Source organism: Haloarcula pelagica, from assembly GCF_030127105.1.
Lineage (GTDB): Archaea > Halobacteriota > Halobacteria > Halobacteriales > Haloarculaceae > Haloarcula > Haloarcula pelagica.
The window spans coordinates 425,831-440,051 of record NZ_CP126161.1; the positions used below are offsets into that span (position 1 = coordinate 425,831).

Genomic DNA, 14,221 nt, shown 5'->3' on the forward strand with positions numbered 1-14,221 from the left:
AGGGAACCGTCTCCGAACAACCGAGCGGCGACGAACGGAGCCGCGAGGTCGCTGTCGCGGTCTGACCGAAGGGAACCGTCTCCGAACGGAGCGGGGAGTGACCGAATCGGTCGAATTGCGGTGCGTGTTATACGCTCCGGTCCAGACGCTCCGAATCCTAGAATTCAGGGCATAGCGGGCTACTCTGTGGGTTTCTCTGGTCGACCCATCTAGCAACTTTTAACCGGCCCAATCCGGTAGGAGTGAGTAAGATGGCGAGCAACAAGATTCTGGGTATCGACCTCGGGACCACGAACAGCGCGTTCGCGGTCATGGAAGGTGGCGACCCCGAAATCATCGTCAACGCCGAAGGCGAACGGACGACACCCTCCGTCGTCGCGTTCGACGACGGCGAACGGCTTGTCGGCAAGCCCGCGAAGAACCAGGCAGTCAAGAACCCCGAGCAGACCATCCAGTCGATCAAGCGCCACATGGGCGAGGACGACTACACGGTCACGCTCGACGGCGAGGAGTACACGCCCGAGCAGGTCTCGGCGATGATCCTCCAGAAGATCAAGCGCGACGCCGAGGAGTATCTCGGCGACGACATCGAGAAGGCGGTCATCACGGTCCCCGCGTACTTCAACGACCGGCAGCGCCAGGCGACCAAGGACGCCGGCGAGATCGCCGGCTTCGAGGTCGAGCGCATCGTCAACGAGCCCACCGCCGCGGCGATGGCCTACGGGCTCGACGACGAGTCCGACCAGACGGTTCTCGTCTACGACCTCGGTGGGGGCACCTTCGACGTATCTATTCTGGACCTCGGCGGCGGTGTCTACGAGGTCGTCGCCACGAACGGGGACAACGAACTGGGCGGTGACGACTGGGACCACGCGATCATCGACCACCTCGCGGACGAGTTCGAGGCCGAACACGGCATCGATCTCCGCGAGGATCGGCAGGCCCTCCAGCGCCTGACCGAGGCCGCCGAGGAGGCCAAGATCGAACTCTCCTCGCGCAAGGAGACCCGGATCAACGAGCCGTTCATCGCGACGACCGACGACGGCCCGCTCGACCTGGAGAGCAAACTCACTCGCGCGACCTTCGAGTCCCTGACCGAGGACCTCATCCAGCGGACCGTCGGCCCGACGGAGCAGGCCCTCGCCGACGCCGGCTACGACAAGGGCGACATCGACGAGGTCATCCTGGTCGGTGGCTCCACGCGGATGCCCCAGGTCCAGGAGCAAGTCGAGGAGATGACCGGGCAGTCCCCGAAGAAGAACGTCAACCCCGACGAGGCCGTCTCGCTGGGCGCGGCGATCCAGGGCGGCGTCCTCGCGGGCGATGTCGACGACATCGTCCTGCTGGACGTGACGCCGCTGTCGCTCGGTGTGGAGGTCAAGGGTGGCCTGTTCGAGCGACTCATCGAGAAAAACACCACGATCCCGACCGAGGAGTCGAAGATCTTCACGACCGCCCAGGACAACCAGACGCAGGTCCAGATCCGCGTCTTCCAGGGCGAGCGTGAGATCGCCGAGGAGAACGAACTGCTCGGCGCGTTCTCGCTGACCGGCATCCCGCCGGCGCCCGCGGGCACGCCCCAGATCGAGGTGACGTTCAACATCGACGAGAACGGCATCGTCAACGTCGAAGCCGAGGACAAGGGCTCGGGCAACCGCGAGGACATCACGATCGAAGGCGGCGCCGGTCTCTCGGACGAGCAGATCGAGGAGATGCAGGAAGAGGCCGAACAGCACCAGGAAGAGGACCAGCAGCGCCGCGAACGCATCGAGGCCCGCAACGAGGCCGAGGCGTCGATCCGCCGCGCCGAGACCCTCATCGAGGAGAACGAGGAGGAGATCGACGCGGACCTCCAGAGCGACATCGAGGCGAAGATCGACGACGTGCAGGAAGTCCTCGAGGACGAGGACGCCACCAAGGAGGACTACGAGGAAGTCACCGAGGAACTCTCCGAGGAACTCCAGGAGATCGGCAAACAGATGTACGAAGGGCAGGCCCAGCAGGCCGCCGGCGGGGCTGCCGGCGGTGCCGCGGGCGCAGGGCCGGGCGGCGCAGCAGGCCCCGGCGGCGCCGCAGGCGGCGCGGCCGGGCAGGGCGAGGAGTACGTCGACGCCGACTTCGAGGATGTCGACGACGAAGACGAGAACTGAACGGACGGCTCTCCGTCGTCGACGATAGGCGGACACGACCCGTTTCGGACGAACCGATCACGACGGCACGGTGAGAGCGCCTCAGGCCGCTGGGGTCTCGTCCCCGTGAATCTGCTCGCCGCGGAACAGCCGCCGTGCGATCGTGAACGTCTGTTCTCGCTCCCGCCGCGTGGGGAAGTGCGCGGCCATGTAGCGGGCGGTCGCGATCAGCGGGAGGCGCCGTTCGGCGTCCGTCTCGGCGAACTCGTTCTGCCGGAAGGCGGCTTCGACGTTCTGGAGCGTGTGGAACCCGGCGTCTTCGCGGAGCAGCCCCTCGCCCAGCGTGCGCTTTAGCGCGGCTACGTCGCCGCCAGCGTCGAAGTGCTCGCCGACGAGGCGGCCGGCGTCGTTCACGCGGCCCTGTTCGTCGAACGTCGCCAGGAGGGCGGCGCGGATGTCGGCTGGATCGCGGTCCGACTCGCCGGGCTCGGGCACGGGCGCCGGCGGCGTGTTGAGGAACCGGTCCAGATAGACCGACATCGCCCCGTCGAAACAGGGGCGGTACGCCTCGACGGCGTCGGTCCGGGCCGCGAGCGCGTGGGCGGCGTTGGCGTAGCTGAACGTGTGGTGGACCGTGTTCCAGTCGCCGAACTCGTTGCTCGTGGCGAACTGCGCGACGCGGTGCGTGGCTGCCAGCGCGACGGCTCGGGTCAGTTGCTCGGCGGTCGCCCCGTCGCGGATCGCGTCCCGGAGCGCGTCGACGATAGCCTCCGGGTCGTCGCCGAGCAGCGTCCCGACGAAGTCCGCTGGGCGCTCCCAGGTCCGTCCCCGACCCGCGGCGACGAGGTCCGGCAGTGCGTCGTGGGCGTCGAAACACAGCGTCGCAACGTCGATCGGCTGGCGCCACTGGGACCGTTCCTCGCTGCGAGTCGCGTCGGTGAACCGGTCGACGGTCGACGCCAGCACGTCCACCGCGTGGTCCCAGCCGACGTGATCGAGTGTCTCGATCGCTTTGTTCACGAAGTCGAGCGTGTGGCCGGTGTCGAGATAGAGGTGGTCGGTCGCCGCCGCGAGCAGGACCTCGACGAGGTCCTCGGGCGGCAGGGCGGCCGCGGCGGTCCGGAGACAGCGTTCTGCGCCGTCGCTGTCGCGGACCTCGCAGGTGTCGCGGAACCACGACTTCAGGCGCGCGTTCGAGAGGTCACCGTTGCCGAGTTCGTGCTGGGGGAACCGTGGCGCCTCGCCGGCGCAGTCGTCGGCCACCTCGCTGACGCCGACGTACATCGCCCGGAGTTTCTCCTCGTGGTCCAGGTCCTCGGAGAGGTTCGCCATCGCGGCCAGGATCGTCAGGCCGCTCGACCACCCGCCGGCACGGTACCGCGTACCGAACTCGACGGCCTTCGCCAGCGGCGTCGAGAACCCCTCGCCGAGGTCGTCGAGGTTGATGATCGCCTTGGCGGTGACCAGGTCCAGGTTCTCCTGCATCCCGTCGACGAGGCGGTTGCGCCAGTGGGTCGCCGGCGGCACGTCCGGTTCGGGGTCGGGATCGACGTAGACGGTGCCGTCCCGGAGCTCCACGGGGAACGTCTGGACATCGTCGGCCCACGGGTCGAGCGTGTCCCCGCAGGCCAGTTCGAACCGCGCGTGGTGCCAGTGACAGGTCAGGAGGCCGTCGTCGACGGTCCCCTTCGAGAGGGGAAAGCCCATGTGTGGACACCGGTTGTCGACGGCGTAGACGGTGCCGTCGTGGTGGAACAGCGCGATCGATCGGCCATCGAACTGGATCAACTGCGGCGAGTCGGCGTCCAGCTCGCCGAGGGGGAGACACTCGCGATAGCGGTCGTCGGTCGACATGTGTGAACAGACGGCACAGACTGGCGTAAAGATTTGCTGTCCTCCGTTTCGGGACCGACGACACAGCCGGATCAGCCGCCGTCGGCCGTCAGCGTGGCCTCGGCGATGGCGACGGACCGCTCCTCGGGCGCACCGAGCAGGCGACCGGTCCAGACGACCGTGACCCTGTCACCGGCTTCGAGATGGAAGCCGACGGAGGCGTCGCCGTCGAGGTAGTCCCCGTCCCCGTCGCTGTCGACGCGCGGGTCGTCGACGGTAAACGAGTCGCCCTGTTCGACCGGGAGGCCGGTTTCGTCGGCCCAGACCACGGTCGTCGAGGCGTTCCTGTCGGCGTCCGTCACGACTACCGAGAGCGTCCGGGTGTTGGTCCCGGTCAGCCGGTCGCCGCCGGCGTGGGTGAGCGTCACCGCCCCGGCGTCGGCGTCGAACGCCGTCTCGACGGTGATCTCGGGCGCCGAGGTCCGGAGGTCCGCGCCGGGGCCGACAGCCAGGACGGCGAGTCCGGCGGCGGCCAGCACCGCCAGCGTCCAGACCGCCAGCCGCTCGGCAGTGATCCCACCCCGGTCCGCCGACGGTCGCCGTGTCATCGTTCGGTACTCCGCAGGCTCCGAAATAAGCCCCGCGGTCCCGAGCGGTGACGTGACACTTAGGTGAGTGGGTCGAGACAGAGGCGTATGGTCGGGGGAGAACGGACGAGGCGTGCGGTATTGGCGGGCATCGGCGGCCTCACGCTCGCCGGTGTCGCCGAGGCCGTCTCGAACCCGAGAAGCGACGTGGCGTTCGATTGGCCCTGGGGCGACGACCAAGCGTCGGTCGGACAGACACCGACACCCGAACCACAGGGAACGCCGGTGACTCCTGTCCCGACGGCGGGGACGGCTGAACCGGGCGGCTGTCGCTCCGCGTTCGAGTCTGGCTTCGAGCGGCCGCTCGACGACCGGTTCCGGTCTTCGGGGTTCAGCGTCGAACGGACGACCGAATACGCCCGGTCGGGCGAGCACGGCGTCCTGCTGCGTGCCCGCAGCAGCGACTTCGAGTCGAAGCTCCGGTCGCAGGCACGGTTTTGCGGGGACGTGACGGCCGAAGTGGCGGGCCGGTACGTCGTCGCTGGCGGCGGTGGCGCGAACTTCACGCTCGCGCTCGTCGACCCCGACTCGTTCGCCAAACTGGCCGTAGGACCGATGCAGTCGGGCAACGCCGTCGCGGTACAGGAGTGGACCGGGCAGGGCGGGTCGGTGACCGGGTGGGCCTCGCTCCCGCGGACCGTCGGGACCGACTGGTCGTCACTCGCGCTGTCTGTCTCGGCGGGGACGGTGACCGCAACCGTCGACGGCACGAGCACGACCTACGAGACGACCGACGACTGGACGGACCGGCCCGTTCGGCTCCAGTTACGGACGAAGACGACGACGACCGGTTCGGACGTTGCCGCGGCGTTCGACGACCTCCGTGTTCGGACGGGGTGACCGGCCCGTCCCGGACCCGTTCTTTTCAAGTACGTCAATCGTATACCCCACAACAACGAATGAGTCAGGATTTCTACGAGATACTGGGCGTCTCCCAGGACGCCTCCGAGGACGAGATCAAGGAGGCCTATCGGGAGAAAGCCAGGGAGTACCACCCGGATGTCAGCGACGACCCCAACGCCGAGGAGAAGTTCAAGCAGGCCAAGAAGGCAAAGGAGGTGCTGACCGACCAGGAGAAGCGCCAGATGTACGACCAGATGGGTCACGAGCGCTTCGAGCAGGCCGAGAAACACGGCGGCGCCGGTGGCGGCGCGGGCGGCCGCGGCGGCATGGGCGGGGACCCGTTCGGCGGTGCCGGCGGGTTCGACATGCAGGACATCTTCGACCAGTTCTTCGGCGGCGGTGGCGGCCGTCGCGGCGGCGGGAATCGCCCGCGCCAGGGCCAGGACCTCCAGACACGCATGGAGATCGACCTGGAGGAGGCCTACGAGGGCGCGACGAAGCAACTGACCGTCACCCGACCGGAGCAGTGTGACGACTGCGACGGGAAGGGTCATCCTCCGGGCACCGACTCACAGACCTGTCCGGAGTGTGACGGCCAGGGACAGACGACCCGCGTCCAGCAGACGCCGATGGGCCGGGTTCAGCAGACGACGACCTGCCGGCGCTGTGAGGGCGACGGGACGCTGTACGACGAAACGTGTTCGACCTGTGGCGGTAACGGCGTCGTCAACAACGAGGCGAACCTGGAGGTCGAGATCCCGCCGGGGATCGCCGACGGGCAGACGATGCGCATGGAGCGGGAAGGTGCGCCGGGCGAGCGGGGCGGCCCCAACGGCGACCTGCTGATCGAGGTCACCGTCCGGGACCACCCCGACTTCGAGCGCGACGGCGACGACCTCTCGCACAAACACCCCATCTCGTTCCCGCAGGCGGTGTTCGGGGACACGATCACGGTGCCGACACTGGACGGGGAGGTCGAGGTCGACGTGCCAAGCGGGACCCAGAGCGGCGAGGTGTTCCGCCTGGAGGGCAAGGGGATGCCGCGCCTGCGCCGGCGCGGGCAGGGCGACCTCTACGTTCAGGTCCAGATCGTCACGCCGGACTCGCTCAACAGCGAGCAAAAGGAGGCCCTCGAACAGTTCGCCGAGGCCGGCGGCGAGGAAGTCGAGATCGAGGAAGGGTTCTTCGAGAAACTGAAGAACTCGCTGTAGCCCCCGGCGGGGCTCACTCGCCGCTGGCGGCCGTTCCAGTCTCGTCCAGCCGCCCCTCGTATTTCGCCAGGGCGGTGTCGAGCGCCTCGTCGGCGTCGATGTCCAGTTCCGCACACAGCGCCAGCAGCGCGAACAGCGTGTCTCCGAGTTCGTCCTCGGCCACTGTTGCGCTCTCGGGGTCGCTCCCGTAGGCCGTCGACTCGGTGAGTTCCTTCGCGACCTCGCCCAGTTCGGACGCGAGGTCGAGCAGGCGGTAGGCGGGCGGAGCGGAGAGCTCGTGGTCCTCGACGAAGGCGGCGACGCGGTCCTGTTGGTCCATGGCGGAACGGGTCGGGGCTGGTTCATCGGCGTTGTGGTTTCCGGCCGGTTTTTGCCCGGGCGGTCCCAAGCCGGCGGTATGCAGACACTCGGAGACCTCGTCGCCGCGGCCCGGGAACGCGAGGGCGTGCTGTTCACCGCGCCGGAGCGCAGCGCCCCCTACAGCTACCACGACTTCGGGACCAACGTCTGGAAAGGTGGGAACCTGCTGCGCCACTACGGCGTCCGCGAGGGGATGCGGGTCGCCGTCGTCGCCGGCCCGAAGTCCCCCGAGGACGGGGACGAGCCGGGGTACCTGCGGGAGGCCCCGGACGCCGTGCTCGCTTTCCTCGCCGCGGCGCTTGACGGTGCCGTCGTCGACATGGACCCGCCCGGTGCCGTCGACGCGACGGCGCTGATCGCGCCGGCCGCGTGGCTCGACCGCTACGAACTCGGTCCCGGGACGAAGGCGCTGGCCTACGGCGGCCCCAGCGACGACCCGACCGTCGCCCAGTTCGAGCGGGAACTGTGGAGCGAGAACCCGCTGGCCCCGCCGGCCGAGTTGGCACCCGACGATCCGGCGCTGGCCGGCGCGGAGACGTACACCCACGGGGCGTTGCTCGCGGCCAGCGAACGGGTCGTCGCCGACTACGACATCGACGAGGGAACGAGGGTCGCGTTGCGAGCGCCGATCACGTCCGCCGGGGCGCTCGTCGCCGGCGTACTCGCCCCGATGCGTGCCGGCGGGACGGTCCTGCTGGGCCGGGACAGCGACGAGGTCGGCGACGTGGCCGTCGCTGACGAGGGGTCGGTTCCGGAAGAACGCGTCGTCACGCCCGCGGACGTTTCAGTGTGACGCGCGGTACTCGCCGTTTTTCATCCCGAAGAAGAACGCGACGACCGAGAAGACGATCATCGAGGGCAGGACCATCATGAAGACCGTAGAGGGAGTCATCACGGTCGTGAGAGCGACCGCCGCGACGGCGACGATCACGACGAGTGGAACCACCGAACGTAGGAAGTCGAATTCCATGGCGGGCGACGGTTAGGACCACAGGCCCGTAACTGTCGCGGTCACCGATTCGGCCGAACGAGGTCCGCAAGCGTCACCAGAAGCCCCAGGAGCCACCCCAGCGGGATCGAGATTCCCAGCCAGATGAGTACGTAGGCCAGTCCCTGGCGCTCGAACCGCTGGATGAAAAACTGTGCGACCGTGTTCTGCCGGCCCAGCACGTCGAACAGGAGCCACCGCGAGAGCGTGTCACTGACCGAGAGCGCGACCTGTGGCGCCGCCGTCGAGTACAGCGCCGCCACGACCGGCGGGAGGAAGATAGCGGTGACGGCGAAGGGGTAGGCGAACAGCACCGTCGTCGCCCGGCCGCCCACTGAGCGCGCACCGACGGCGAGCGCCGCGGAGACGGTCGCGACACCCCCGGCGGCGGCGACGGCCGCCAGTTCGCCGGTCCCGAGATCGAGCTGGAAGCGAGCCAGCGCGGTCAACAGCCCCCAGACGAGCAGCGAGAGCAAGACGACCCCGAGCACACCCAGGCGGGTCGCGGTGCCGTCGATGCGTCGGGCCTGGTAGCGGACGACGACACCGAACAGTACGAGCGGGTACAGCAGTGCGATGACCGGGACACCCAGTCCCGACCAGAGTCGGTACAGCGCCATCCCGAACTGTGAGTCGGGGGTCCAGGTGCCAAGCACCGTATCGCCGGCGTCGCGCTGTCGCGGATAGACGAGCTCCATCCACGTCTCGTGTAGCCGCTTCAGGTCGATACGGATCCCCCCGACGACCCCCTGACTGCCGACGGACATACGGAGTGGTTTCGCCCCTCTATCGTTAAAGTTTTGAGGCCCATTATCCGTCAGCACAGCGACAGACTGCGGGCGATTCCGGGGTCAGTCCCAGGCGGCCGGGCCGAAGTCGGGATCGATCCGCCGGTCGGTCCGTTCGATCCCGTCGATCCGGTCGATGTCGGCGTCGGTCAGTTCCAGCCCGGTGCTCCCGAGGTTGTCGGTGATGTGCTCCCGGCCCGTCGCCTTCGGGATCGCGGTCACGCCCTTCTCGCGGAGCCATGCGAGGCTGACCTGGGCCTCGCTGGCGTCGTGGGCGTCGGCGATGTCGGCGAGCACGTCGTGGCCGAACACCTCGCCGCGGGCCAGCGGCGAGTACGCCACCAGTTCGTAGCCGTGTTCGTTCGCGTGGGCCCGCAACTCCTCTTGCTGGAGGAACGGATGCATCTCGACCTGGTTGGCGAAAAGCGGCGCGTCCAGGTGATCCATCGCCGTCTCGACGTGGTGAGGTTCGAAGTTCGAGACGCCGACACGGTCGATGGCACCCTGTTCGTACAGTTCGTCGAACGCGGCCAGCGTCGATTCGGGGTCGTAGGCGCCCGAGGGCCAGTGGACGTACAACAGATCGACGGAGTCGACGCCCAGATCGTCGAGACTGTCCTCGACGGTCGAGAGAACGTCGTCGTGCGCGAGGTTCGAGATCCAGACTTTCGTCGCGAGGAAAACGTCGTCCCGAGCCACGTCCGCGGCGGCGATCCCGGCGCCGACGGCGTCCTCGTTGCCGTAGGCCTGTGCGGTGTCGACGTGTCGGTACCCCACGTCGAGGGCAGTCGTGACGCTGTCGGTACACTGGTCGGGGTCGTCGTTCTGCCAGGTGCCCAGCCCGAGCATCGGCATCCCCTGTGAGCGTACCACTGCGTCGGTCGTGTGGTCCTGCCGTGTCATCATCACGGTTATGCATCCAGTGTGAAAAACAGTTGCGAAACCGGGCGCCGGGGGCGACTCGAAACCGACATATTCAGGACGGGGTGTGCCTAACCCTCCGGGTATGACAGACGGTAGTGCAGACGTGTCTCGTCGGGCCTTCCTGCAGACGGCCGCGGGGGCGACGGCGGCGTCGGCCGCTGCAGGAACCGCTGTTGCACAGGAAGAGGGCACCGACAGCGGCGGTGGCGGCGGTGGCGGCGGTCCGCCGGACTTCGGCGGCTACCTCGACTCCGTCGGGAACTTCAACGGGTCGGTCACCGACGCGACCGGCCAGGACACGGCGACGGTCGAGGTCGGCGTCGAGGCCAACGGCGGCGCCTACGGGTTCGGCCCGGCGGCGATCCACGTCGACAACGGCGCGACGGTCCAGTGGGAGTGGACCGGCAACGGCGGCGGTCACAACGTCGTCCAGGCCAACGGCGACACGCTCGACTCCGGGAGTTCGGTCGCGTCCAGCGGCGTCAACTACGAGCACACCTTCGAGACGGACGGCATCTACAACTACTACTGCTCCCCCCACGAGGGGCTCCAGATGAAGGGGTCGATCGTGGTCGGGACCGACTATCCGACCCAGAGCAGCGGTGGCGGCGGCTCCTCCGGACCGCCCGAGGTCCCCGGCAGCGCGAAGATGCTCGGTGTCGCGACCTCGTCCGTACTGGTCGCGACGCTGGGGATGGCGTACTTCTTCATGCGCTACGGCGGGAACTACGAGACGCCCGAGTAGTCTACACGGAACTCGGTCCGGTTCGGATCTCCAGGTCCACGTCCCGGCGCTGTCCTTCGATGTCCGCGACGACGCGCTCGACGATCCGCTGTGCTTCTTTCTTGATGAGCGGTTTCACCTTCTCGATGACCCACTCCATCGACACCAGTCGGGGGAGATCGACGGCGTCCGAAGACGCCGAGTCCGGGTCGAACGTGATCCGGAGGACGACGCGTGCGGCGTCGTCGATGTCCGCGGGCACGTCGTCGGGATCGGGGTCGACGGCCCAGTAGCCCGACGCGTCGATGTCTTTGACGATCTGCCAGTCGATACGGGTCGGTCGCTCGACGGCGGTCACCTCCGAACGGGCGGTGTAGGAGAGCTTCCACCAGGAGAACACGAGATCGTATCGCGTGCCCGGAGTCCCGTCGCCGTCCTGTTCGACGCGGTCGATGTACTCGGAGTACCGCGCGTAGCCCGGGAAATCCAGGAGGAACTCGTAGATCTCCTCCGCCGGCACGTAGACGACCGTGCTGACCTCGACTTCGTCCACACCTCATACAGCGGGGGTCGCGTTCGTAAACCTTCGGGGCGAGCCGGTCGGGCAGCAATTGCCGATAGATGCCCGTAGGGCATAAAATAGAACAGCAAATATTATCATGCTGTATCCGATAGGGACGGTATCATGAGTGCACCAGACGCGGCACAGCCGGAGGTCGCCGAGGAGACCGAACAGACGGGCTGGGACGCCGTCCACGAACTCCCGCCGAGCGCGAAGCTCGTCGCGAAAGTCCTGGAGTACAACGGAACGCTGACCCAGAGCCAACTCGCCGAGGAGACGATGCTGCCACCGCGAACCGTCAGATACGCCCTCAATCGGCTCGAAGAGGCCGACGTGGTTCACTCGCGGTTCTCGTTCTCGGACGCGCGAAAGCGCATCTACGCGCTCGCGGTCGAGTCGGCGGATGGACAACGTTGATTAGTTGGCCTGCCGACTGATCCGGTATGAGAGTCGCCCTGATAGGCGTCGGCCAGGCTGGCGGGAAACTCAGCCAGGCCCTCGCCGAATTCGACCACCAGATGGGGTTCGACGCCGTCTCCGGCGCGCTCGCGGTCAACACCGCGCGTGCCGACCTCCAGAACCTCGACATCGACACGATGCTGATCGGCCAGGACCGCGTGAAAGGCCACGGCGTCGGCGGTGACAACGAACTCGGCGCACAGATCATGCAAGAGAACGCGACCGAGGTCATGGACGACCTCGGCGGCCGTCTGACCACCGAGGCCGAAGCCATCTTCATCGTCGCCGGGCTCGGCGGCGGTACCGGCTCGGGCGGCGCGCCGATGCTAGCCCGGGAACTCAAGCGCATCTACGACATCCCCGTCTACGTCCTCGGTATCCTCCCCGGCCGGGACGAAGGCGGCCTCTACCAGGCCAACGCCGGCCGCTCGCTGAAGACCGCCGTCCGCGAGGCCGACTCCCTCCTCCTCGTGGACAACGACGCCTGGCGGGCCAGTGGCGACAGCGTCGCCGCGGGGTACGAACGCATCAACGACGCCATCGCACAGCGGGTCGGAATCCTCCTCGCTGCGGGCGAGGCCGTCGAGGGCGTCGGCGAGAGCGTCGTCGACTCCTCGGAGATCATCAACACGCTCCGCGGCGGCGGCATCTCGGCGCTCGGTTACGCCAGCGCCCCGGCCAGCGAGGACACGACCGAGAACGTCAACACGATCACCAGCGCCACCCGCTCGGCGCTGCTGACGAGCATGAGTCTGCCCGACGCCGTCTCGGCCGAGTCGGCGCTGCTCGTGATCGCCGGCGACCCCGAACGGCTGACCAGGAAAGGGGTCGAGCGGGCCCGCCGCTGGGTCGAAGGCGAGACCGGGAGCATGGAGGTCCGGGGCGGTGACTTCCCGATGGACTCCGAGAAGATCGCTGCGCTCGTCTTGCTGTCGGGCGTCGAGCGCTCCAGCCGCGTCGACGAGTTCATGGAACGAGCCAGCGAGGCCGCATCCACGGAGTCAAACACCACCGATGTCGAGGAGTACGCGTCCGACGACCTCGACAGTCTGCTGTAGCGACGCGACGGCCCGACCTACCGCAGTGTCTCCGCGCTCGCGTCGTCGGTCCCGACCAGTCCCGCGTCCGTGATGCGGAACTGCGCCGTCTCGCCGGCGGGCTTCGCGCGGTGTTTCTCCAGGGTCGCTCGGCGGTTCCCACCACGGAACCGTTCGAGTCGGACGATTGCGCCCGACCAGTGGTTCAGCGTGTGGCCTCCGAGCGCCGTCGAGCGGTCGCTGTCGGGGTCGGTGAACACCTGGTTGGTAAAGAGCACCGCCAGGTCGTGTTTGCGGGCCAACGAGAGCAGATGCGTGATCTGGCGGGCCACGTCGCGCAACGCTTCGCCGCCATCGGCGTCGTCCCGGCGGAGCCGGTAGAACCCCGTCGCGCTGTCGAGGACGATCAGTTCGACCTCGTCGGCGAACTCGGCGGCGTCCTGGACTGCTTCGCTCTGCTCGTCGTAGTCGAGCGCCTCGGAGACGATCAGTCGCCCGGCCAGGTCGTCGACGGTCTGGTCGGTGCCGTCGGTGCGTCCGGCGGCGATCTGTTCCATGCGGTCTGCGGAGAGTCCCTCGGTGTCGATGTACAGCGCGACGCCACCACTCGCCGCGACCTCCAGCGCCGCCGACAGCCCCAGGTTCGTCTTTCCGGCGGCCGACGGGCCGTACACCTGTGTAACGGCACCCCGCTCTACCCCCCCGTCCAGTAGCTCGTCGACCGGCTCGCACCCGGTCGAGACGTGGTCACTCACGGACGGAGGTTGGTCGGCCCCGGGTAAAAACGCTCGCAACGCTCAGTCCCGCCGGGGGAGGAAGCGATCGATCGTCGTCAGGACGGTCTCGGGGTCGTCAATCTGGTCGCGTGCGAACCGTGCGTCGAGGTCCCAGTGCCTGTGGAGCACGATGGCCTCGTCGGTGCTGCTGTAGCCGTCGAAGCGATCCCAGGTGGCGACCGTCTTCCCGAACGGGATCGATCGCACGATGCCGGCGTCGCTGAGGGAGTAGGTGTGTGCCTGGGTTCTGTTGAACGGCATCGTCGCGGCCGGGAGCAGGAACTGACCGATCGACCAGAGCCACGTGTCGTGCTCGAACCAGAACGCTGCAGCCATGCTCGCACAGCCGGTGGCAAACACCGGGAGGAGGGCCAGTACCAGTCGGTTGCGCGCCCGGTCGGGCCACCCGGCAGTAAACGACTCGTACTCGGTCGTGCCGGCCAGCACCACGTCGGTGTACCGCGACCGTGCGGCGAACGCCATCGCCGGACCCGGAACGACAGCGGCGAGCAGTCCGAAGAAGAACGCGACGAGCGCGAGCACGCCGAACGCCGGCGCCGCCAAGATCGCGGCGATCCCGAATCCCCCAGCCAGGAGCGCCGGGAACCATCGAGCACGGGATCGCCCGAGCGCGACCGCGAGACCCGGCCGGCGCCAGGTCCCCAGCCATCCCAGGCCGGTGACGACCGCGACTGTCAGGAGCGACACCACGTAGAGGACGGCATCGTCGCCGAGACCGAGCCAGAGCGCCGTCGCCGCGACGACCGGCCCGACGGCCAGTAACGCGAGATACAGGCCCAGAACCAGGGCGAACGTGCTGTCGGTGTCCCGATCGGCCCGCTCGCCGGCGATGGTCGACATGCTCGGGAACCACTCACGAGAGAGATAAAAGTCGGTCGCCCTGTCGCGACGCGCCGGCACGCGTAAGTGGGTTCCCGGG

Annotated in this window: 16 protein-coding genes; 7 read left to right on the forward strand and 9 right to left on the reverse strand. The window is 68.1% G+C overall.

The window, feature by feature from the left end:
- The first annotated feature begins 251 nt into the window (after nt 1-251).
- A complete protein-coding gene (gene dnaK, locus P1L40_RS02320) occupies nt 252-2,150 on the forward strand; it encodes a molecular chaperone DnaK (RefSeq protein WP_284009701.1) in 1,899 nt (632 codons plus the stop codon).
- An 81-nt stretch (nt 2,151-2,231) separates the two neighbouring features.
- On the opposite strand, the gene P1L40_RS02325 is transcribed toward dnaK, so the two are convergent.
- Together P1L40_RS02325 and P1L40_RS02330 are read right to left on the reverse strand one after the other, a co-directional pair.
- Nucleotides 2,232-3,983 (reverse strand): Rieske (2Fe-2S) protein, encoded by a 1,752-nt coding sequence (locus P1L40_RS02325; RefSeq protein ID WP_284009702.1) that lies wholly within the window; start codon nt 3,981-3,983, stop codon nt 2,232-2,234.
- 71 nt (nt 3,984-4,054) lie between these two features.
- Nucleotides 4,055-4,570 (reverse strand): type IV pilin domain-containing protein, encoded by a 516-nt coding sequence (locus P1L40_RS02330; protein WP_284009703.1) that lies wholly within the window; start codon nt 4,568-4,570, stop codon nt 4,055-4,057.
- 87 nt (nt 4,571-4,657) lie between these two features.
- Here P1L40_RS02330 and P1L40_RS02335 point away from each other — a divergent pair, with 87 nt between their 5' ends.
- Both P1L40_RS02335 and dnaJ read left to right on the forward strand, forming a co-directional pair.
- Nucleotides 4,658-5,449, forward strand: a complete 792-nt coding sequence (locus P1L40_RS02335; RefSeq protein ID WP_284009704.1) for a hypothetical protein — start codon at nt 4,658-4,660, stop codon at nt 5,447-5,449.
- Between the two features lie 59 nt (nt 5,450-5,508).
- Complete coding sequence (gene dnaJ, locus P1L40_RS02340) at nt 5,509-6,663, forward strand: molecular chaperone DnaJ (protein WP_284009705.1); 1,155 nt, start codon at nt 5,509-5,511, stop codon at nt 6,661-6,663.
- A gap of 13 nt (nt 6,664-6,676) precedes the next feature.
- On the opposite strand, the gene P1L40_RS02345 is transcribed toward dnaJ, so the two are convergent.
- Nucleotides 6,677-6,982, reverse strand: coding sequence for a MazG nucleotide pyrophosphohydrolase domain-containing protein (locus P1L40_RS02345; protein WP_284009706.1), 306 nt, complete (start codon nt 6,980-6,982; stop codon nt 6,677-6,679).
- 78 nt (nt 6,983-7,060) lie between these two features.
- Between P1L40_RS02345 and P1L40_RS02350 the strand changes: the two genes are divergently transcribed.
- A complete protein-coding gene (locus P1L40_RS02350; RefSeq protein WP_284009707.1) occupies nt 7,061-7,816 on the forward strand; it encodes a hypothetical protein in 756 nt (251 codons plus the stop codon).
- Here the strand turns inward: P1L40_RS02350 and P1L40_RS02355 are convergent.
- From P1L40_RS02355 to P1L40_RS02365, 3 genes are all read right to left on the reverse strand, one after another.
- Nucleotides 7,808-7,993 carry a DUF7333 family protein gene (locus tag P1L40_RS02355; RefSeq protein ID WP_284009708.1) on the reverse strand — a complete coding sequence of 62 codons (186 nt, stop codon included), beginning with the start codon at nt 7,991-7,993 and terminating at the stop codon, nt 7,808-7,810. The two genes, P1L40_RS02350 and P1L40_RS02355, sit on opposite strands and share 9 nt — an antisense overlap.
- 41 nt (nt 7,994-8,034) lie before the next feature.
- A complete protein-coding gene (locus P1L40_RS02360) occupies nt 8,035-8,778 on the reverse strand; it encodes a hypothetical protein (RefSeq protein WP_284009709.1) in 744 nt (247 codons plus the stop codon).
- Nucleotides 8,779-8,862: 84 nt separating this feature from the next.
- Nucleotides 8,863-9,654: an aldo/keto reductase gene (locus P1L40_RS02365; RefSeq protein ID WP_284011100.1), complete on the reverse strand. Its 792-nt coding sequence runs from the start codon at nt 9,652-9,654 to the stop codon at nt 8,863-8,865.
- 151 nt (nt 9,655-9,805) lie between these two features.
- On the opposite strand from P1L40_RS02365, the gene P1L40_RS02370 reads away from it, so the two are divergent.
- Nucleotides 9,806-10,468, forward strand: coding sequence for a halocyanin domain-containing protein (locus tag P1L40_RS02370; RefSeq protein ID WP_284009710.1), 663 nt, complete (start codon nt 9,806-9,808; stop codon nt 10,466-10,468).
- A gap of 1 nt (nt 10,469) precedes the next feature.
- Here the strand turns inward: P1L40_RS02370 and P1L40_RS02375 are convergent, their stop codons facing one another.
- Nucleotides 10,470-11,000: an SRPBCC family protein gene (locus tag P1L40_RS02375; protein WP_284009711.1), complete on the reverse strand. Its 531-nt coding sequence runs from the start codon at nt 10,998-11,000 to the stop codon at nt 10,470-10,472.
- Nucleotides 11,001-11,132: 132 nt separating this feature from the next.
- Between P1L40_RS02375 and P1L40_RS02380 the strand changes: the two genes are divergently transcribed.
- Together P1L40_RS02380 and P1L40_RS02385 are read left to right on the forward strand one after the other, a co-directional pair.
- On the forward strand, nt 11,133-11,426 hold the full coding sequence (locus P1L40_RS02380) for a winged helix-turn-helix domain-containing protein (protein WP_284009712.1): 294 nt from the start codon (nt 11,133-11,135) through the stop codon (nt 11,424-11,426).
- A gap of 26 nt (nt 11,427-11,452) precedes the next feature.
- On the forward strand, nt 11,453-12,526 hold the full coding sequence (locus P1L40_RS02385; RefSeq protein ID WP_284009713.1) for a tubulin/FtsZ family protein: 1,074 nt from the start codon (nt 11,453-11,455) through the stop codon (nt 12,524-12,526).
- Between the two features lie 17 nt (nt 12,527-12,543).
- Here P1L40_RS02385 and radB read toward each other — a convergent pair whose 3' ends face one another.
- Both radB and P1L40_RS02395 read right to left on the reverse strand, forming a co-directional pair.
- Complete coding sequence (radB, locus tag P1L40_RS02390; protein WP_284009714.1) at nt 12,544-13,260, reverse strand: DNA repair and recombination protein RadB; 717 nt, start codon at nt 13,258-13,260, stop codon at nt 12,544-12,546.
- A gap of 42 nt (nt 13,261-13,302) precedes the next feature.
- Nucleotides 13,303-14,142, reverse strand: coding sequence for a hypothetical protein (locus P1L40_RS02395; RefSeq protein ID WP_284009715.1), 840 nt, complete (start codon nt 14,140-14,142; stop codon nt 13,303-13,305).
- Nucleotides 14,143-14,221: the final 79 nt, after the last annotated feature.

Excerpts from the sequence above, each read along its gene's own strand:
- dnaK (WP_284009701.1), top strand. The coding sequence starts at position 252 with ATGGCGAGCAACAAGATTCTGGGTATCGACCTCGGGACCACGAACAGC.
- P1L40_RS02325 (WP_284009702.1), bottom strand. The coding sequence starts at position 3,983 with ATGTCGACCGACGACCGCTATCGCGAGTGTCTCCCCCTCGGCGAGCTG.
- P1L40_RS02330 (WP_284009703.1), bottom strand. The coding sequence starts at position 4,570 with ATGACACGGCGACCGTCGGCGGACCGGGGTGGGATCACTGCCGAGCGG.
- P1L40_RS02335 (WP_284009704.1), top strand. The coding sequence starts at position 4,658 with ATGGTCGGGGGAGAACGGACGAGGCGTGCGGTATTGGCGGGCATCGGC.
- dnaJ (WP_284009705.1), top strand. The coding sequence starts at position 5,509 with ATGAGTCAGGATTTCTACGAGATACTGGGCGTCTCCCAGGACGCCTCC.
- P1L40_RS02345 (WP_284009706.1), bottom strand. The coding sequence starts at position 6,982 with ATGGACCAACAGGACCGCGTCGCCGCCTTCGTCGAGGACCACGAGCTC.
- P1L40_RS02350 (WP_284009707.1), top strand. The coding sequence starts at position 7,061 with ATGCAGACACTCGGAGACCTCGTCGCCGCGGCCCGGGAACGCGAGGGC.
- P1L40_RS02355 (WP_284009708.1), bottom strand. The coding sequence starts at position 7,993 with ATGGAATTCGACTTCCTACGTTCGGTGGTTCCACTCGTCGTGATCGTC.
- P1L40_RS02360 (WP_284009709.1), bottom strand. The coding sequence starts at position 8,778 with ATGTCCGTCGGCAGTCAGGGGGTCGTCGGGGGGATCCGTATCGACCTG.
- P1L40_RS02365 (WP_284011100.1), bottom strand. The coding sequence starts at position 9,654 with ATGCCGATGCTCGGGCTGGGCACCTGGCAGAACGACGACCCCGACCAG.
- P1L40_RS02370 (WP_284009710.1), top strand. The coding sequence starts at position 9,806 with ATGACAGACGGTAGTGCAGACGTGTCTCGTCGGGCCTTCCTGCAGACG.
- P1L40_RS02380 (WP_284009712.1), top strand. The coding sequence starts at position 11,133 with ATGAGTGCACCAGACGCGGCACAGCCGGAGGTCGCCGAGGAGACCGAA.
- P1L40_RS02385 (WP_284009713.1), top strand. The coding sequence starts at position 11,453 with ATGAGAGTCGCCCTGATAGGCGTCGGCCAGGCTGGCGGGAAACTCAGC.
- P1L40_RS02395 (WP_284009715.1), bottom strand. The coding sequence starts at position 14,142 with ATGTCGACCATCGCCGGCGAGCGGGCCGATCGGGACACCGACAGCACG.